Raw genomic sequence first — 18,273 nt, 5'->3', positions numbered from 1 at the left:
CGGTGCTGATCGAGAAGCGCCTGCACGAGGGCATCCAGAACGGGTCGATCACCGTGATGTTCCGGCGCTGGCGGCGTCGGCAGGTCACCGCGGGCAACGTCTACCGGACCACCGCCGGGCGGGTGGTGGTCGACTCGGTCGAGGTCGTGCCGCCGTCGCGGATCCGCAAGAAGGACGCCGTCGCCGCCGGGTACGCCTCGGTCGCCGCGGTGGTCGCCGACCTGCGCGGGTCGGCCGGCGATCCGGTGTACCTGTTGCGGCTGCACCACACCGACGAGCCGGACCCGCGCGCGCTGCTGGCCGCCGACGCCGCGCTGTCCACAGCGGACGTCGAGGAGATCTCCCGCAGGCTGGCCAGGCTGGACGCGGCCAGCACCCACGGCCCGTGGACGGAGTCCACATTGGACATCATTCGGCGCAGGCCGGCGGTGCGCGCGGGCGACCTCGCCGAGGAGTTCGGCCGCGAGATGCTCCCGTTCAAGGTGGACGTGCGCAAGCTCAAGAACCTCGGCCTCACCCTGAGCCTGGAGGTCGGCTACCGGCTCTCCCCGCGCGGCGAGGCCTACCTGGCCCGGCGCTGAGGCGCGCAGCAGCCGGGCGCGCACGGGGCGCCGTTGACCGTGCAGCCCGCGGCCGGGAACGCCGACAGCTTCCGCGCCGGCCGGTCCGCGATGTGCTCGCCGACCAGCTCGACCACGAGGTCGGCGAACCGCTCGTCCCCGCTGGGGCAGGCCGCCCTGGCGAAGCCCATGCCGTGCTCGGCGGCCTTCGCCGCGGCCTCGGTGTCCAGGTCCCAGACGACCTCGAGGTGGTCGCTGACGAACCCGACCGGGCACACCACGACCGCCTGGACACCCTTGCCCGCCAACGCGTCCAGGTGGTCCAGGATGTCCGGCTCCAGCCACGGCACCTGCGGCGGCCCCGACCGGGACTGCCACACCACGTCGTGGTCGGGCGCGCCGACCGCCTCGGCGATCAGCCGGGACGCCTCGGCCACCTGGCGGGAGTACCGCCCGCCGCCCTCCTCGGGCGGACCGGAGGCGGCGTCCGCGGCCAGGGGCACCGAGTGCGCGGTGAACACCAGCCGGTAGTCGGTGAAGCCGGCGGCCGCCGCGACCACCGCGTCCGCGAACGCCTCGACGAACAGCGGGTGGTCGAAGAACTGCCGCAGCTTCACCAGTTCCGGCGCCCCGTCGCCGACCGCCGCGCGGGCGCGCTCGATGTCCTCGTCGTACTGGCGGCACGCCGAGTAGCCGCCGTAGGCGCTGGTCGGGAAGACCAGCGCCCGGGCCACCCCGTCGGCGCGCATCCGCGCCAGGGTGTCCTCGACCAGCGGATGCCAGTTGCGGTTGCCGAAGTACACCGGCAGGTCGATCCCCTGCCGGTGCAGCGCGGCCTCGGTGGCGGCGATCGCCGACCGGTTGAGCTGGTTGATCGGGGACACACCGCCGAAGGACAGGTAGTGGTGTTCGACCTCGTCGAGCCGTTCGGGCGGCACGCCCCGGCCGCGCGTCACGTTCTCCAGGAACGGCCGCACGTCCTCGGGCCGGTCCGGGCCGCCGAAGGACAACCAGAGCAGCGCGTCCATCACTGGCCCAACATGTGCACACCGCCGTCGACCATGATCATCGATCCGGTCGTGGCCGGCAGCCAGTCGGACAACAGCGCGCAGATGGACTTGGCGACCGGGGTCGCGTCCTCGGCGTCCCAGCCGAGCGGCGCGCGGCCGTCCCAGCCCGCCTCCAGCCCTTCGAAGCCGGGGATCGACTTGGCGGCCATGGTCTTCAGCGGGCCGGCGGAGATCAGGTTCACCCGGATGCCCTGCGGGCCGAGGTCACGCGCCAGGTAGCGGTTGACCGACTCCAGCGCCGCCTTCGAGACGCCCATCCAGTTGTAGGCCGGCCAGGCGACCCTGGCGTCGAAGTCCATGCCGACCACCGAGGCGCGGTCGGACAGCAGCGGCAGCAGGGCCACGGTCAACGACTTGAACGAGTACGCCGTGACCTCGAAGGCCGTGGACACATCGGCTCGCGGGGCGTCCATGAACGGCGCGCCGAGGCAGGTCTGCGGGGCGAAGGCGATCGAGTGCAGGATGCCGTCCAGCCCGTCGGTGTGCTCGCGGACCCGGTCGGCCAGGGTGGCGAGCTGGTCGTCGTTCTGCACGTCCAGCTCGATCACGGGCGCCGGCTTCGGCAGTCGCTTGGCGATCCGCTCGACCAGGCTCATCCGGCCGAAACCGGTGAGCACCACGCTCGCTCCCTGCTCCTGGGCCATCCGCGCCGCGTGGAACGCGATCGACGCGTCCGTGATGACTCCGGTGATGAGCAGGCGCTTCCCCTCGAGCAGACCGGTCACGTCCGTCCCTCCTGTTAGGTCAAATGGAGGGCATCAGTCTGTCAGGCCCGGTCAGTGCCCCATACCCAGGCCGCCATCCACCGGCAGGATCGCGCCGGTGATGTAGCCGGCGAGGTCGGAGGCCAGGAAGGTGACCGAGGCGGCGATCTCGTCGGTACGCCCGTAGCGACCGGCCGGGACCTGGGCCAGGATCAGCTCCCGCCGCTCGTCGGACACCGCGTCGGTCATGTCGGTGCTGACGAAACCGGGAGCGACGACGTTGGCGGTGATGTTGCGGTTGCCCATCTCGCGCACGATCGAGCGGGCCACGCCGATCAGCCCGGCCTTGCTGGCGGCGTAGTTGATCTGGCCGGGGCCGCCGGTCAGGCCGACCACCGAGGAGATGAAGATCATCCGCCCCCAGCGGGCCTTCAGCATGCCCCTGCTGGCGCGTTTGGCCACCCGGTAGGCACCGGTCAGGTTGGTGTCCAGCACCCGGGTGAACTGGTCCTCGGCCATGCGCATCAGGAGCGTGTCGTCGGTGATGCCGGCGTTGGACACCAACACCTCGACCGGACCCTGGTGCTGCTCGACCTCGGTGAACGCGGCGTCCACCTGGGCCGTGTCCGTGACGTCACAGCGAGTGCCGAACAGGCCGTCCGGCGGGGGCTTGCCCCGGTAGGTCACCGCGACCTTGTCCCCCTGCGCGACGAAAGCCTGGGCAATCGACAGTCCGATTCCCCGATTACCCCCGGTAACGAGCACTGAACGTCCCACCACGCCACTCCTCGGGAAGCCGATATGTGCGCTCGCAAGGGTATCGGCACATGCAGTCGCACATGCGCGCGGGAGCCAAGCGGCCGCTTGATCGATTTCGGACATTTCCTACATACCGACTGGTATGCGTGCTCAGGGGAGCCGTTGGCCGACCAGTAACGCGCTCCCGGCCGCCGCCAACGCGGCCAGCGTGCCGAGCATCAACCAGGGTCTGCTGGCGTCCGCGTCCTTGGTCTCGTACCCGATCTGCTCACCCAGCGTGTCGTAGACCCGGTGCAGCTGGTCGGCGGTGGCCGCCCGGTAGAACTCCCCCTCGGAGAGCCGGGCGATCTCGCGCATCGACTCGTCGTCGACGGGCACCGGCTGGGTCTTGCCGTCGATGGTCACCTCGCCGGTCTCGGTGCCGAAGGAGATGGTGGACACCGGGACCTGCGCGTCGGCCGCCGCCCTGGCCGCGGTGAACGCGCCCCGGGGGTCGTCGCCGTCATCGGTCGGGATGGTCTGCTTGCCGTCGGTCATCAGCACGACCCTGGCCGGCGGTGCGCCCTCGACCCCACTGATCACCTGCGCGAAGCCGTCGATGGCCTGCAGCGCGGCGAAGATGGCCTCCCCGGTCGCGGTGGACTCGGCCAGGCGCAGGTTGTCGATCGCGTTGGCCACGCCCTCCCGGTCGGTCGTCGGCGAGACCAGCACGGTCGCGGTACCGGCGAACGCGATCAGCCCGAGGTTGATGCCCGGGGTCAGCCCTGTGACGAAATCCTTCGCGGCGTCCTGCGCGGCCCGCAGCCGGGTCGGCTCGACGTCGGTGGCCTCCATCGACAGCGAGACGTCGATCACCAGCATCACGGTGGCCCGGTTGCGCGGCACCCGCTGCTCGGCGGTCGGCCCGGCCATCGCGGTGGTCAGCAGCATCAACGAGATCACCAGCACGATCGGCGGCACGTGCCGAACCCAGCCCTGCCGCTTGGGCATGACCCGTTCCAGCAGCTCGAGGTTGGTGAAGCGCATGGTGCGCCGGCGGCGCATCCGCTGCACGACCACGTAGCCGACGGCGATCACCGCGACCGCGACCAGCAGCAGGAACCACCAGGGCGCGGTGAAGTTACGGAAGCTCAGGTTCAGCACTCAGGTCACCCCTCCCCCCGACCAGCGACGTTTCCTGGCGACGACGAACCGAACGGTGTCGGCGATCCAGTCCGAGTCGGTGCGCAGCACCAGGTGCCCGCCACCGGCCCGGCGCACGCCGGCGGCGACCATCGCCCGGTGCTCGGCCGCCGCGGCGCCGAACTCCTTGCGCAGCAACGGCGAGGCGTGCACCTCGCGTTGGCGCCCGGACTCCGGGTCGGCGAGCACCACGGTGCCCACGTCGGGCAGGTCGACGTCGCGCGGGTCGACCACCTCGACCGCGATCAGGTCGTGGCGGGTGGACAGCGCGCGCAGCGGCCGCTGCCAGTCGAGGTCGCCGAGGAAGTCGGAGACCACCACGGCCAGCCCGCGCCTGCGTGGTGGACGGCGCAGCTGTTCGAGCGCGTCGGCCAGGTCGCCGCGCACACCCTCGGGCGCGCGGGGGGTCTCGGCGACCTTGCGGATCAGGCCGCGAGCGTGCGCGAGGCCGCCGCGCGGCGGGATCCGGACGGTCTTGTCCCCGGTGGCCACGATCGCGCCGAGCCGGTTGCCACCGCCGCCGGTGAGGTGGGCGATCGCGGCCGTCGCGGCGATCGCGAGGTCGCGCTTCTCACACGCGGCGGTGCCGAAGAACAGGCTGCCGGACAGGTCGACCACGATCCAGGTCTCCAGCTCGCGGTCGGCGACGGTCTCCCGGATGTGCGGCTCGGTGGTGCGGGCGGTGACCGCCCAGTCCATCCGGCGCACGTCGTCGCCCGGCTGGTAGGCCCTGGCCTCGCCGGGCTCGGAGCCGGGCCCGGGGACCAGGCCGAGGTGGTTGCCCTGCAGCAGACCGTCCAGCCGGCGGCGCACCTCGAGCTCGAGCAGCCGCAGGCCGTGTTCCATCCGCTCGCCCTGCATGATCGGCGGCGCCCAGCCCGGCCGGTCCCGCTCGGTCGCCGTGGACCCGTCCTTGCCGGTCACGGCATGCCGGCCACTCCGACCGGCGGCGGCTGCACACCGCCAGCCTGGGGCCGGGCGGTGACCTGCGGCAACGGCACGGTCTGCAACACGCGGGAGACGATGTGGTCGAGCGGCACGCCGTCGGCCAGCGCGTCGTAGGACAGCACCAGCCGGTGGCGCAGCACGTCGGGCACCACGTCGACCACGTCCTGGGGCAGCACGTAGTCCCGGCCGCGGACCAGCGCGAGTGCCCTGGCCGAGGAGACGATGCCCAGGCTGGCGCGCGGGGAGGCGCCGTAGGCGACCCAGCCGGCGACGTCGCTCAGGCCGTGCTCCACCGGCGTGCGGGTGGCCAGCACGACCCGGACGGTGTAGTCGACCAGCGCGTGGTGCACGAACACCCGGGAGGCCACGTCCTGGAGCCGGACCAGCTCGGCCGGGCTGAGCACCTGCTGGGGCTCCGGTGGCGTGACGCCCATCCGGTAGACGATCTCGCGCTCCTCCTCGGCGGAGGGGTAGTCCACGATGATCTTGAAGAGGAAGCGGTCGCGCTGCGCCTCCGGCAGCGGGTAGACGCCCTCGTTCTCGATCGGGTTCTGCGTGGCCAGCACGAGGAACGGGTTGGGCATGGGGAAGGTCTGGCCGCCGATCGACACGTGCCGCTCGGCCATCACCTCCAGCATCGCCGACTGCACCTTGGCCGGCGCGCGGTTGATCTCGTCGGCGAGCACGAAGTTGGCCACCACCGGGCCCAGCTCGACGTCGAACTTCTCACTGCCCTGCCGGTAGATCCGGGTGCCGAGGATGTCGGCCGGCACGAGGTCGGGGGTGAACTGCACACGGGTGAACGAGCCGCCGACGACCTTGGCGAAGGTCTCCACCGCGAGGGTCTTGGCCACGCCCGGCACGCCCTCGATGAGCAGGTGTCCCTTGGACAGCAGGCCGACCAGCATCCGCTCGACCAGCCGGTCCTGGCCGACGATGACCCGTTTGACCTCGAACACGGTGCGCTCGAGCAGTTGGCCGTCGCGTGCGGGTGTACTCGCCTCGTTCCCGTTCACCGACTCCGCCGGCTCGGTCACAGACAACCTCCTCGTGAACGTCACTTCTCCCGAGTACAAGCCAACCGGACTGACGGTATGACGGCTGTGAAGCCCGTGGTCAGGAGGCGGCTTCCAGGCGTAGGCCGTCGCGCCAGGCGGCGGCCAGGTCCTGGATCGGTAGGTCGAGCACCTCGCTGAGGCAGGCGATGGTGCCGAACGCGGGCGTCGGCAGCCGACCGGTCTCGATCTTGCGCAACGTCTCCGGGGACATGCCGGCCGCCTGCGCCACGTCGACGAGATCGCGGTCTGCGCGCGCTGCCCGCAGCAGCCCGCCGAGACGCCTGCCGGCCTCGATCTGTGCTGGTGTGAGCGGATTGCGAACCACGACACCCAGAGTACGGTTGGTATTTTAATACCCGCAAGTGCTACGTTGGGTATTATTATACCAACGGACGAGGTGTGAAGGTGCTCATGATCGAGTTGAAGTCGCCGGCCGAGATCGAACGGATGCACGTCACCGGGCAGTTCGTCGCCCACATCCTGTCCGAGCTCGGTGACCTCGCCGACGTCGGCGTCAACCTGCTCGACCTGGAACACCACGTCCGCGACCGGATCCGCCAGCGCGGCGCGCAGTCCTGCTACTGGGACTACGCGCCGTCCTTCGGCAACGGACCGTTCCGCAACGTGATCTGCCTGTCGGTCAACGACGCGGTGCTCCACGGCATGCCCCACGACTACGTGCTGCGCGACGGCGACATCCTCAGCATGGATTTCGCGGTCGGGATCGACGGCTGGGTCGCCGACTCCGCCCGCACCATCATCGTCGGCACCCCGGCCGACGAGGACCTGCGCCTGCTCCGCGCGACCGAGGAGGCGCTGGCCAGCGGTATCGCGGCCGCGACAACCGGCAACCGGCTCGGCGACATCTCCGCCGCGATCGAGGCGGTCGCCACCGGCCACGGCTACCCGGTCAACACCGAGTTCGGCGGCCACGGCCTCGGCCGGACGATGCACGAGGACCCGCACGTGTCCAACAAGGGCCGCGCCGGCCGTGGCCTGCGGCTGCGCGCCGGCATGACCCTGGCACTCGAGCCGTGGTTCGCGGCCACCACCGACCGGATCGTCTTCGACCGCGACGGCTGGACCATCCGCTCGGCCGACGGCTCGCGCACCGCCCACTCCGAGCACACGATCGCGATCACCGACGACGGCCCGCTGGTCCTCACCGAACGCCTGCCCCGCCACGCGGACGCGACCCCAGCGTGATCAGCCGGCGCGTGCGGTGAGCGTCGTGGTCACGATCACGCGGATGAGGTCGTCGAGGTCCTGATCCGGCCGGGGCTTCAGTGAGCCGTCGGCCAGCAGCAGCGTGAGGCCCTGGGTCAGCGCCCAGACACCCGTGCAGAGCGCCTCGGCGTCGCCCTCGCTGGTGGCCACGCTGGCCGCCACCACGGCCTTCACCGCGTTCTCCGCCGCGCGGGTCTGGGGATCGTCGCCGCACAGGTGGCTGACCGTGAGCCGGTGCAGGCCGGGGTTGGCCAGCGCGTGGCGCACCGCGGCGACGGTGATGGCCACGATCTCGTCGCCGGGCTCGGCGGCGGCCATCGCGTCGAGCATGCGTGCCCGCAGCTGGTCGAGGCTGTGCGTGGCCAGCGCCGTGAGCAGGGCGTCCTTGTCCGCGTAGTGGTTGTACGGCGCGTTCGGCGAGACCCCGGCCCGGCGGGCCACCGCGCGCAGGGACAGCTGCTCTGGTCCCGCTGTCTCCACCAGGTCCAGCGCGGCGGTCAGCAGGCTCGCCCGCAGGTCGCCGTGGTGGTAGGTCGACCGACTCATGTTGACAGTGTACATATCGTTCCGTAAATATGGACAGTGTCAACATTCGGGAGGACGTTCGTGACCCCACTCGACACCCCGCTGGTGCTCGCCAGCGGCCAGCACCTGCCCAACCGGATCGCCAAGGCGGCGATGGAGGAGTTCCTCGCCGTCGACGGTCAGCTTCCCGGCGCCGAACTGGCCACGCTCTACCGCCGCTGGGCGCGGGGCGGCGCCGGTCTGATGATCACCGGACACGTCATGGTGGACCGGGGGGCGCTGGCCGATCCCTTAGACATCGTGCTGGAGCAGGACACGCCGCTGGCGCCGTTCCGCCAGTGGGCGAACGCCGCCCGGTCCGGCGATGGCCAGGTGTGGCTCCAGCTCAACCACCCCGGCCGGGTGATGACCGCCGACATGCCCGGCGTCGTCCAGTCCGCCTCCGACGTCGCGGTGGACGTCGGCCGCTACTCCCGGCTGTACCCGCGACCGGTGCCGATGACCGCCGAGCGGATCGCCGAGGTCGTCGGGCGGTTCGCCGCGACCGCGCGGATGGCCAGGGCCGCGGGGTTCGACGGGGTGCAGCTGCATGCCGCGCACGGCTACCTGATCAGCCAGTTCCTCTCGCCGCTGACCAACCGGCGCCAGGACCGCTGGGGCGGGGACCTGGCCAACCGGGCCCGGCTGCTGCGCGACATCGTCGCCGCCGTCCGAGCCGAGGTGGGCGACCGGTTCGCCGTTGGCGTCAAGCTGAACACCGCGGACTTCCAGCGCGGCGGGTTCGACGCCGAGGACGCCGCCCGGGTCGTGGCGATGCTCGCGGAGTTCCCCGTCGACCTCGTTGAGCTGTCCGGCGGATCGCTGGAGAGCCTGGCCACCCACGGCCACCCGGCCGACGGCAGCACCCTCGCGCGGGAGGCGTACTTCCTCGACGCCGCGGCCGCGATCATCGCCGGCGCGACCGTGCCGATCATGGTGACCGGCGGCATCCGCCGCCGGCCGGTGGCCGAGCGGGCGCTGGCCGGCGGCACCGCCATGGTCGGCATGGCCACGGCGCTGGCCATCGACCCCGACCTGCCCCGACGCTGGCTGCGCGGCGAGGACGCCGCCGCCGAGGTCGAGCCGCTGCGCTGGCGGGACAAGGCGCTCGCGGCGGCCGCCACCCAGGCAGGCGTGCGGTGCCGGCTGGCCAGAATGGGCAGGGACGACCCGGCCGGCCACACGCATCCGATCCTGGCGCTGGCCGGCGAACGCCTGCGGCGGCGCGCCGCCCTGCGCCGCTACCGCGGCTGGCTCACCGGCTGACCCTGCGGCGGCTCACCACGGCGAGGACCACCGCCACGGCGAGGACCACGATGGTGACCACGGCCATGAACAGCTGCCCGTGCAGGCCGAGGACGAACGTGGTCTCGTGCACGAACTCCGGGTCGTAGGTGGCGGTGTCGGGAAACAGCAGCGCGGGAAACATGCTGACCCAGGTCACGGACACGATGCCGGCCGCCAGCAGCAGGCGGGCGTGCGGATCACCATGGCGGCGGGCGAGCAGGCCCAGCGCGAGCAGTCCGAGGAGCAGCGCCATGACCATGTACTGCGCGTCGTGGAACTTGGCGTGCGGGGGCCAGGCCGGGTTGTGGATGTGCTCGTGGGCGGTGTCGTGCAGGACCAGGTCGAACAGGAGTGGACCCAGGGCGGTGACGACCGCCATCAGGCCGATCAGGACCCTTGAAATTGTAGTCACTACATCAGTGTAGTAACTACATTATTGGTGCCAGTAGGCTGACCCCATGGGTGAGCTGACGACGCGGCGCGACCGCAAGAAGCGGCAGACGCGACAGGCCGTCGGCGATGCCGCGATGCGGCTGTTCCTCGCGCGCGGGTTCGACACCGTCACCGTCGCCGAGGTCGCCAGGGAGGCCGACGTGGCGGTGCAGACGGTCTTCAACCACTTCCCCACGAAGGAGGACCTCTTCTTCCAGGAGCGCGACAGCTTCGTGGCGGCGCCCAGCGCGGCGATCCGCGAGCGGCGCGCCGACGAGTCGATCGGACAGGCCCTGGCCCGCGGCTACCTGCGCCTACTCGACGACTACCAGGCCGCCGGCCTGCTCATCCACAGCATCGAGTACCAGCGGACGCTGGACACCAGCCCCGCGCTGCGTGGCCGGGAGCTGGAGCTGCGCCGGGACCGCGAGGACCTGCTGGCCAGCACGTTGGCCGAGCAGAGCGACGCGCCGCTCCCCCGGCTGGTGGCGGGCTTCGCGTCGGCCGTCGACCGGGTGCTGGACGGGGAGTTCCAGCGCCGGCTGCTGGCCGGCGAGCCGGCCGACGAGGTCCGGGCCTCGCTGACACCGTTGACCGCGGAGCTGTTCGACACCGTCGAGACCGCCCGCCGGCACCTGTCCCCGAACTGACCGGACCCGCATGCTGGGTGCCTGCCGGACGCGCGGGAACGGGGTCCGCCCTCGAACCCGGCATCCGCTTAGGGTGCCCGCCATGGCTCCCGAACACCTCCGCCTGCACCATGTCGGTCACGTCGTCCGCGACCTGCCCGCCGCGCTCGACCGCTACCGGCGCCTTGGCTTCACCGTGCCCGCGCCCAGCTACCCCGCGATGGCGCCGAGAGAAGGTGGCGACCCCCAGCCGTTCGGCGCCGCCAACACCCATGCCGACTTCCCGCGCGACTTCCTCGAGCTGGCCACCGTCGTCCCCGCCGACGGTCGGGTCCCGACCGACGCGCGGCTCGTCCCGCTGCAGGCCCCGCCCGACGTGCTGCCGACCTTGCTGGAGCGGATCAACGCCACCAGCGCGAACCTGGCGACATGCCTGGAGCGCTTCGAGGGCCTGCACATCCTGATGTTCTCCGCCTCCGACATCGACGCCACCGCCGCGCGGCTGACCACCGCCGGGGTGCGGCATGGCGGCGTGCACACGGTGCGTCGCCCGGCCGGCACCGAGGTCGAGACCGTCCGCTACCTGGAGATCGACGGCGAGGCGCCGGGAGTGGTGGCCGAAGGCAGGATCGGCCTGGTCGCGGACCTGGACCCACGGATCCAGGCCACCCGGCTGGCCGACCACCCCAACGGCGCCGTCGGTCTCGTCGACGCCACGCTCTGCGTCGCCGACACCGAGCTGGACGCCGTCGGCGCGCGCTACGAGCGTTACCTCGGCCGGGCACCCCGAGAAGAAGGGCCCGCGCGGGTCTTCGACCTCGGCGGGACAACGCTCACCCTCGTACCCGCCTCCGGGCTGCGCGCGCTGCTGCCCGGCGAGCACGCCCCCGCGCTACCCGCCATCGTCGCGTGCACGGTCGCCGTCCAGGACCTGGCCGCGACCACGGTCCTTCTGCGGGACAACCGGATCCCGCTGCGCCGGACCCCGGCCGGCGACGCGTTCGTCTCGGCCACCGCCGCGTTCGGCGCCGCCATCGCCTTCCGGGGTTGAGTCCCGGTATGGACCACACGCCGCTGGTGCGGGCGATCGTCGAGGCGCTGATGTTCCTCGAACACGCCGGGGACGACGAGATCGACCCGGACGCGGCCGTGCGCGGCGTCGAGGGGATCAGCCACGAGCTGAGCGCCATGAGCGATGCCGACCGGGCGGAGTTCCGGCTGGTGCTGGCGCGGATCGCGGAGACCTCGGGCGAGCACGGGCGGCGGGCGCGCGAGGTGCCGTTCATGCTGTGGGGCGCGGAGTGACCCGCGCACGGTTCAGAGCAGGCGGGTGACCTGGGAGACGATGCCGCCGTAGCGGACCGAGGTGACCCGCACGTGCGAGCCGGAGTACGGGGCCTCGACCATCTGCCCGGAGCCGAGGTAGAGCGCGACATGGTGGATCCGCCCGCCGGTGGCCCAGAACAGCATGTCCCCCGGCCGTTTCTGACTCAACGGCACCTTGCGCCCCGCCTCGTGCTGGTAGCCGCTGTAGTGCGGCAGGGTGACACCGGCGGCGGCGAAGGCGTAGATCATCAGGCCGGAGCAGTCGAACCCGATCTTGTTGTAGTCGCCGTGCGCGTCGGCGACCCCGCCGTCGCGGATGCCGCGGGTCGGCCCGTCGGCGTCGCCGCCGCCCCACGCGTACGGCACACCCTGTTGGGACAGCGCCCGGTTGATCACCGTGTTGACCGAGACGGGCGCGGACGGCCGCGTCGGCGCCGGCTGGGGCGCCGACACCTGGACGGGCTCCTCGGCGGTCTCCTGCGCGTCGGCCGCCTGCGCATTGGCCAGGGCCAGGGCCGCAGCCTCGTCCTCGCGTTGCTTGGCCGCGAGCCACTCCTGGTAGCGCTGCCGCTGGGTCTCCAGCCCACCAACCTCGGCCTGTGCCTGGACCAGCCGCTGCTCGGCCTGCGCGACCAGTGCCTCGATCCGCGCGGTCTCGGCGACCTGGTCCCGCTGCGCCCGCTGGGCGGCGGCCACCGCCGTGTCGGCGGCGGCCTTGGCCTGCCGGGCCCGCGCCTGCTGGTCGTCGGCGACCGCGAGCGCCGCTCTGGCCGCGGAGTCCTTGTTGGCCTTGGCGGTGCGGGCGACCTCGATGTCGTCGAGGGAGTCCAGTTCGCTGTCGGCGAGCGCGTTCAGCAGCTGGGCGCGGTCGAGGACGTCCCTGGGTGAGGTCGCGCCGAGGTAGGCCGACAGCGAGCCGAGCGTGCTGCCCTGCCGGTAGCTGCTGGCGGCGAACTCGTCGAGCGCCCGGCGGGCGTTGTCCACGTCGGCGGCGGCGAGGTCCGCGGCGAGGTCCGCGGCCTGCGCGTCGGCCATCGCCCTGACCACCGCGTCCTCGGCCATCCGCAGGTCGACGATGGCCTTGTTGGCGTCCTCCAGCTTGAGTCCCGCCTCGGCCCGCATGGCCATCAGCAGGGCTTCGGCCTTGGCGACCTCGTTGGTCAGCTGCCCGACCCTGGTGGCCCTGGCGTCCACGGTCGCCGTGCTCTCGCCGATCTCGGCGTCGCTCGGGTTCGGCGGCGGTGGCGGCACGGCGACCGCGCGCTGTCCACCCAACCCCAGCACAAGCACGACTGCCGCGGCCGTGGCCACCAACCGCCTGACGCCCATCTCCGGACCGACCTCCCCCGCCTAAACGCGACCACAGGTGTCGCTGTGGTCTCTTTCGTACCAAACGCAACACCAGAACCACGTCCACTTTGGACAACATTCACCCATATGGGACAAACAGGGAACACGGAGAGTGACGAAAGAAAGTGCTGAGTGTCGGGGGGTCGCCCGCTACCGAAATCACCGCATTAGTGATAATTGGCGGAACCATCGGCCTGCCAGGGACCGTCATAGGCATGGCGAAGCAGAGCCAGATCTCGCCGGTCGACGCGAGTGCGCGGCCGGAGACGCAGGAGGGGAACCGTGACCTATCCAGGTTCAGGCGGCGCGTGGCAGCCAAACGATCCGAACCAGCCGGGCAGTGGGCCGTTCCCCGCGCAGCCGGGATTTCCACAGCAAGGCGGCTACCCCCAACAGGGTTACCCCCAGCAGGGTGGTCAAGCGCAGGGTGGCTACCCGCAGCAACCCGGCTACCAGACCGGCCCGCAGCCGACCCAGCCCGGCTACCAGCCGGCGCCGGGTTTCGGACCGGGTTACCCGCAGCCGCCGGTCCCGCCGAAGAAGCGGGGCAAGGGCCCGATCATCGGCGCGGTGGCCGCGGTCCTGGTGGTCGCCGTCGGCGTCGGCGCGACGATCTTCATGCTGAACCGGGACGGCGACAGCGCCCCCGGCGGCCAGGCCAGCCCGACCGACGCGGCGAGCAACCTGGTCAACAGCCTCAGCCAGGGCGACGTGCTCGGCGTGCTGGAGAGCCTGACGCCCGCGGAGTCCGCGCTGCTGGTCGACTTCAACGCCAAGTCGACCGAGCGGCTCAAGGAGCTCGAGGTCTACAAGCAGGACGCCGACCCCAACCAGCTGCACGGCGCGTCGGTCGAGGCCAAGGACCTCAAGTACGACGACAAGAAGGCGGAGAAGGTCAACGACCACCTGACCATCACCAAGCTGGTCGGCGGCACGATCTCCTTACACGCGGACGCCAGCGAGCTGCCGTTCACCGAGGAGTTCATGAACGCGGCGTTCCCCGAGGGCGTGCAGGGGCAGGCCACCGACGAGCAGGTCGACATCGCCGAGGTCGTCCGGGAGACCGGTGAGCCGATCCGGATCGCCACGGTGAACGTCGACGGCGAGTGGTACCCGAGCCTGTTCTACAGCGTCGCGGACTACGCCCTGCTCGATGCCGGGGCGGAGTGGCCGAAGACGCCGATCGCCAACAACGGCGGCGAGGACGCCGAGGCCGCGGTCAAGGAGATGGTGCAGGCGGCGATGAGCTCGGACATCGAGCGCGTGATCGAGCTGCTGCCGCCGGACGAGATGGGCGCGCTGCACGACGCCGGCCCGGCGCTGCTGGAGATGATGGGCACGCCGCCCGCACCGGCCGCCGGCGTGGAGATCGCGAACCTGCAGACCGAGGTGACCGACGCGGAGAGCGGCGGCAAGAAGGTGCTGCTCTCCGAGCTGGAGGTCACCGTCGAGGGCGAAACGCTCAAGGTGGCCAAGGACGGCGACTGCTACGTCGTGGAGATGCAGGGCGAGTCCCAGCCGATGTGTGCCGACGACGTCGCCACGCAGCTCGGCGAGAGCGGCCTGACGCCCGAGCAGCAGCAGGCGGTCACCAACCTGATGTCCGGGTTCATGAAGAACACCGGCGTGGTCGCCACCGAGTTCGACGGCAAGTGGTACGTCAGCCCGATCCGCTCCTACACCGAGCTGGGCCTGTCGGCGATCAGCGACCTGACCGCCGAGGACGTGCTCGCCCTGGTGAGCATGCAGCAGTAAACCCGACGTCCTACCCCGGCGAAGGCCCGGTTCCCGTTCGCGGGAGCCGGGCCGTTCGCTTCTCAGCCGTCCAGGAACTCGAGCCGGTTGCCGCAGGGGTCGTTGGTGTGGAAGCGGCGGCGCCCCGGGATCTGGGTCGGATCGGCCCAGCGGACCTCGTGGCCGGCACGCTCGACGGCGGCCGCGATGACGTCGACGTCGACCACGAACGCCGGGTGCGCCTTGCGCGCCGGGCGGAAGTCCTCCTCGATGCCGACGTGCAGTTCCCCGTCCGGCCCACCCCGCCCCGGCACCCGGAACCAGCAGCCACCGGCCGCGACCAGCGGCGGCGGCTTGGGCAGCTCGTGCCAGCCGAGCACGCCGACGTAGAACTCGCGCAACCGATCTTCACTACCAGCGGGCGCGGCGATCTGGACGTGGTGCAGCATGAGGGCGACCTCCCGTGGCATCGAATACAGGACAAGCGTACTGTTTGGGCCAGAGAGATCGTTCCCGACCAGGCCACCACCAGCCAGATGGAGTAGCTCGTGACCGCACCAGCAAGCAAGGACACCTTCGGCGCCCGCCAATCGCTGACCGTCGGCGATGCCTCGCACGAGGTGTTCCGGCTCGACGCGGTCAGCGGCGCGCAGCGTCTGCCCTACAGCCTGAAGATCCTGCTGGAGAACCTGCTGCGTACCGAGGACGGGGTCAACATCACCGACGAGCACGTGCGCGCGCTCGCCGGGTGGGACCCGAAGGCCGAGCCGTCCACGGAGATCCAGTTCACCCCCGGCCGGGTGGTCATGCAGGACTTCACCGGCGTGCCGTGCGTGGTCGACCTGGCCACCATGCGCGAGGCGGTCACCGCGCTTGGCGGCGACCCGGAGAAGGTCAACCCGCTCGCGCCGGCCGAGCTGGTCATCGACCACTCGGTGATCGCCGACATCTTCGGCAGGCCGGACGCCTTCGAGCGCAACGTCGACCTCGAGTACGAGCGCAACCGCGAGCGCTACCAGTTCCTGCGCTGGGGCCAGTCGGCGTTCGACGAGTTCAAGGTCGTGCCGCCGGGCACCGGGATCGTGCACCAGGTCAACATCGAGCACCTCGCCCGCGTGGTGATGACCCGCAACGGGCAGGCCTACCCGGACACGCTGGTCGGCACCGACAGCCACACCACGATGGTCAACGGCCTCGGCGTGCTCGGCTGGGGCGTCGGCGGCATCGAGGCCGAGGCCGCGATGCTCGGCCAGCCGGTGTCGATGCTGATCCCGAGGGTGGTCGGGTTCAAGCTCGACGGCGAGCTGCCGCCGGGCGCGACGGCCACCGACCTGGTGCTCACGATCACCGAGATGCTGCGCGAGCACGGGGTGGTCGGCAAGTTCGTCGAGTTCTACGGCGCCGGCGTGTCCTCGGTGCCGCTGGCCAACCGCGCCACCATCGGCAACATGAGCCCCGAGTTCGGCTCCACCTGCGCGATCTTCCCGATCGACGACCAGACCCTGGACTACCTGAAGTTCACCGGCCGCTCGGCCGGGCAGCTGGCGCTGGTCGAGGCGTATGCCAAGGAACAGGGCCTGTGGCACGACGCGGGCGCGGAGCCGCTGTACTCCGAGCGGCTCACGCTCGACCTGGGCACCGTGGTCCCGTCGATCGCCGGGCCGAAGCGCCCGCAGGACCGGATCGCGCTGTCGGACGCCAAGCCGGCCTTCCGCGGCGCGCTCGGCGCGTACACCAAGGACGTCGCCCTGTCCTCTGTGGACGAGGCGTCGGCCGAGTCGTTCCCGGCCTCGGACTCGCCGGCCGCGTCCTCCGCCGACGACAACGGCGGCAAGCCGACCGACTGGCACACCGCGGCCGAGGGCGCCGACGGCCGGGCCAGCCGCCCGACCCCGTGCACCGTCGACGGCGCGACCTTCGAGCTCGACCACGGCGCGGTCGCGATCGCGGCGATCACCTCCTGCACCAACACCTCCAACCCGTCGGTGATGATCGGCGCGGCGCTGCTGGCGAAGAAGGCCGTGGAGAAGGGCCTGACCAGCAAGCCGTGGGTGAAGACCACGCTCGCGCCGGGGTCCAAGGTGGTCATGGACTACTACGCGCGCGCCGGGCTGATGCCCTACCTGGAGAAGCTCGGGTTCCACCTGGTCGGCTACGGCTGCACCACGTGTATCGGCAACTCCGGCCCGCTGCAGGAGGAGATCTCGGCGGCGGTGAACGACGCGGACCTCGCGGTGGTGTCGGTGCTGTCGGGCAACCGCAACTTCGAGGGCCGGATCAACCCGGACATCAAGATGAACTACCTCGCCTCGCCGCCGCTGGTGGTCGCCTACGCGCTGGCCGGGTCGATGGACAAGGACATCACGACCGAGCCGCTTGGCACCGACCAGCACGGTGAGCCGGTGTACCTGCGGGACATCTGGCCCGAGCCGCAGGAGGTGCAGGACGTGGTGGCCTCGGCGATCTCCTCGGAGATGTTCACCAAGGGCTACGCGGACGTGTTCGCCGGCGATGAGCGCTGGCAGTCGCTGCCGACGCCGACCGGCAAGACCTTCGAGTGGGCGGGCGACTCGACCTACGTGCGCAAGCCACCGTACTTCGACGGCATGACCAGGGAGCCGTCGCCGGTGACCGACATCGCGGGCGCCAGGGTGCTCGCGCTGCTTGGCGACTCGGTGACCACCGACCACATCTCCCCCGCCGGGTCGATCAAGCAGGACTCCCCCGCCGGCAGCTACCTGACCGAGCACGGCGTGGCCCGCAAGGACTTCAACTCCTACGGTTCCCGGCGCGGCAACCACGAGGTGATGATCCGCGGCACGTTCGCCAACATCCGGCTGCGCAACCTGCTGCTCGACGACGTGCAGGGTGGCTTCACCAGGAACTTCCTCGCCGGCGGCGAGCAGACCACGATCTACGACGCGTCGGTCGCCTACGCCGAGGCGGGCGTGCCGCTGGTGATCCTGGCCGGCAAGGAGTACGGGTCCGGCTCGTCGCGTGACTGGGCGGCCAAGGGCACGGCGCTGCTCGGCGCGCGCGCGGTGATCGCCGAGTCCTTCGAGCGCATCCACCGGTCGAACCTGATCGGCATGGGCGTGCTGCCATTGCAGTTCCCCGACGGGCAGACGGCGTCGTCGGTCGGCCTCGACGGCACGGAGACCTTCGACATCTCCGGCATCACGGCCCTGAACGACGGCGGCGTCCCCCGCACGGTCGCGGTCCACGCGACCCGCGCCGACGGCACCACCGTGGACTTCGACGCGGTGGTCCGCATCGACACCCCCGGTGAGGCCGACTACTACCGCAACGGCGGCATCATGCAGTACGTGCTGCGCAAGATGATCCAACGCTAACTGTTCCAGGCTGAGTCACCGACCGAACGGCCGCCGCACCCTCACCGAGGGTCCGGCGGCCGTTCGCGTTGGCGGCCACGCGCCTGCCCC

At 71.3% G+C, this 18,273-nt stretch carries 19 protein-coding genes; 8 read left to right on the top strand and 11 right to left on the bottom strand.

The window, feature by feature from the left end:
- The first annotated feature begins 2 nt into the window (after window positions 1–2).
- Window positions 3–581, top strand: a complete 579-nt coding sequence (locus ACYVIP_RS22815) for a hypothetical protein (protein ID WP_460399539.1) — start codon at window positions 3–5, stop codon at window positions 579–581.
- Here the strand turns inward: ACYVIP_RS22815 and ACYVIP_RS22810 are convergent.
- From ACYVIP_RS22810 to ACYVIP_RS22780, 7 genes are all read right to left on the bottom strand, one after another.
- Entirely contained in the window at window positions 563–1,588 is a 1,026-nt protein-coding gene (locus tag ACYVIP_RS22810) for a ferrochelatase (RefSeq protein ID WP_460399537.1), read from the bottom strand. The two genes, ACYVIP_RS22815 and ACYVIP_RS22810, sit on opposite strands and share 19 nt — an antisense overlap.
- Window positions 1,588–2,355 carry an enoyl-ACP reductase FabI gene (gene fabI / locus ACYVIP_RS22805; protein WP_460399535.1) on the bottom strand — a complete coding sequence of 256 codons (768 nt, stop codon included), beginning with the start codon at window positions 2,353–2,355 and terminating at the stop codon, window positions 1,588–1,590. The genes ACYVIP_RS22810 and fabI overlap by 1 nt, the downstream gene beginning before the upstream one ends.
- 51 nt (window positions 2,356–2,406) lie before the next feature.
- The gene (gene fabG, locus ACYVIP_RS22800; protein ID WP_460399684.1) at window positions 2,407–3,111 is read right to left on the bottom strand and encodes a 3-oxoacyl-ACP reductase FabG; all 705 of its coding nucleotides are present in this window, start codon (window positions 3,109–3,111) and stop codon (window positions 2,407–2,409) included.
- Between the two features lie 132 nt (window positions 3,112–3,243).
- Window positions 3,244–4,227: a VWA domain-containing protein gene (locus ACYVIP_RS22795; RefSeq protein WP_460399682.1), complete on the bottom strand. Its 984-nt coding sequence runs from the start codon at window positions 4,225–4,227 to the stop codon at window positions 3,244–3,246.
- Between the two features lie 9 nt (window positions 4,228–4,236).
- A complete protein-coding gene (locus ACYVIP_RS22790) occupies window positions 4,237–5,136 on the bottom strand; it encodes a DUF58 domain-containing protein (RefSeq protein WP_460399680.1) in 900 nt (299 codons plus the stop codon).
- Between the two features lie 59 nt (window positions 5,137–5,195).
- Window positions 5,196–6,260, bottom strand: coding sequence for an AAA family ATPase (locus tag ACYVIP_RS22785; protein ID WP_460399533.1), 1,065 nt, complete (start codon window positions 6,258–6,260; stop codon window positions 5,196–5,198).
- 79 nt (window positions 6,261–6,339) lie between these two features.
- Entirely contained in the window at window positions 6,340–6,606 is a 267-nt protein-coding gene (locus ACYVIP_RS22780) for a helix-turn-helix transcriptional regulator (protein WP_460399530.1), read from the bottom strand.
- Window positions 6,607–6,692: 86 nt separating this feature from the next.
- Between ACYVIP_RS22780 and map the strand changes: the two genes are divergently transcribed.
- Window positions 6,693–7,487, top strand: coding sequence for a type I methionyl aminopeptidase (gene map, locus ACYVIP_RS22775; protein WP_460399528.1), 795 nt, complete (start codon window positions 6,693–6,695; stop codon window positions 7,485–7,487).
- Here map and ACYVIP_RS22770 read toward each other — a convergent pair whose 3' ends face one another.
- Entirely contained in the window at window positions 7,488–8,054 is a 567-nt protein-coding gene (locus ACYVIP_RS22770) for a TetR/AcrR family transcriptional regulator (RefSeq protein WP_460399526.1), read from the bottom strand. It abuts the gene before it with no gap.
- Between the two features lie 60 nt (window positions 8,055–8,114).
- Between ACYVIP_RS22770 and ACYVIP_RS22765 the strand changes: the two genes are divergently transcribed.
- Complete coding sequence (locus ACYVIP_RS22765) at window positions 8,115–9,338, top strand: oxidoreductase (protein ID WP_460399524.1); 1,224 nt, start codon at window positions 8,115–8,117, stop codon at window positions 9,336–9,338.
- On the opposite strand, the gene ACYVIP_RS22760 is transcribed toward ACYVIP_RS22765, so the two are convergent.
- On the bottom strand, window positions 9,328–9,771 hold the full coding sequence (locus ACYVIP_RS22760) for a DUF6640 family protein (RefSeq protein ID WP_460399522.1): 444 nt from the start codon (window positions 9,769–9,771) through the stop codon (window positions 9,328–9,330). The genes ACYVIP_RS22765 and ACYVIP_RS22760 overlap by 11 nt on opposite strands.
- Window positions 9,772–9,817: 46 nt before the next feature.
- Here ACYVIP_RS22760 and ACYVIP_RS22755 point away from each other — a divergent pair, with 46 nt between their 5' ends.
- The 3 genes from ACYVIP_RS22755 (at window position 9,818) to ACYVIP_RS22745 (ending at window position 11,725) form a co-directional block, all read left to right on the top strand.
- Window positions 9,818–10,441, top strand: a complete 624-nt coding sequence (locus ACYVIP_RS22755; RefSeq protein ID WP_460399520.1) for a TetR/AcrR family transcriptional regulator — start codon at window positions 9,818–9,820, stop codon at window positions 10,439–10,441.
- Between the two features lie 82 nt (window positions 10,442–10,523).
- Window positions 10,524–11,471, top strand: coding sequence for a VOC family protein (locus ACYVIP_RS22750; protein WP_460399518.1), 948 nt, complete (start codon window positions 10,524–10,526; stop codon window positions 11,469–11,471).
- A gap of 8 nt (window positions 11,472–11,479) precedes the next feature.
- Window positions 11,480–11,725 carry a hypothetical protein gene (locus tag ACYVIP_RS22745; RefSeq protein WP_460399516.1) on the top strand — a complete coding sequence of 82 codons (246 nt, stop codon included), beginning with the start codon at window positions 11,480–11,482 and terminating at the stop codon, window positions 11,723–11,725.
- A gap of 12 nt (window positions 11,726–11,737) precedes the next feature.
- Here the strand turns inward: ACYVIP_RS22745 and ACYVIP_RS22740 are convergent, their stop codons facing one another.
- Window positions 11,738–13,075 (bottom strand): NlpC/P60 family protein, encoded by a 1,338-nt coding sequence (locus ACYVIP_RS22740; RefSeq protein ID WP_460399514.1) that lies wholly within the window; start codon window positions 13,073–13,075, stop codon window positions 11,738–11,740.
- 303 nt (window positions 13,076–13,378) lie between these two features.
- On the opposite strand from ACYVIP_RS22740, the gene ACYVIP_RS22735 reads away from it, so the two are divergent.
- Entirely contained in the window at window positions 13,379–14,851 is a 1,473-nt protein-coding gene (locus ACYVIP_RS22735) for a flagellar basal body protein FliL (RefSeq protein WP_460399512.1), read from the top strand.
- A gap of 62 nt (window positions 14,852–14,913) precedes the next feature.
- Here the strand turns inward: ACYVIP_RS22735 and ACYVIP_RS22730 are convergent, their stop codons facing one another.
- Window positions 14,914–15,300: a VOC family protein gene (locus ACYVIP_RS22730; protein WP_460399510.1), complete on the bottom strand. Its 387-nt coding sequence runs from the start codon at window positions 15,298–15,300 to the stop codon at window positions 14,914–14,916.
- 78 nt (window positions 15,301–15,378) lie between these two features.
- On the opposite strand from ACYVIP_RS22730, the gene ACYVIP_RS22725 reads away from it, so the two are divergent.
- Complete coding sequence (locus tag ACYVIP_RS22725) at window positions 15,379–18,183, top strand: aconitate hydratase (RefSeq protein WP_460399508.1); 2,805 nt, start codon at window positions 15,379–15,381, stop codon at window positions 18,181–18,183.
- Window positions 18,184–18,273: the final 90 nt, after the last annotated feature.

This window comes from Actinophytocola sediminis (assembly GCF_054779715.1).
The sequence above is the reverse complement of the archived record's forward strand: the minus strand, read 5'-3'. Positions and strand labels throughout refer to the sequence as shown.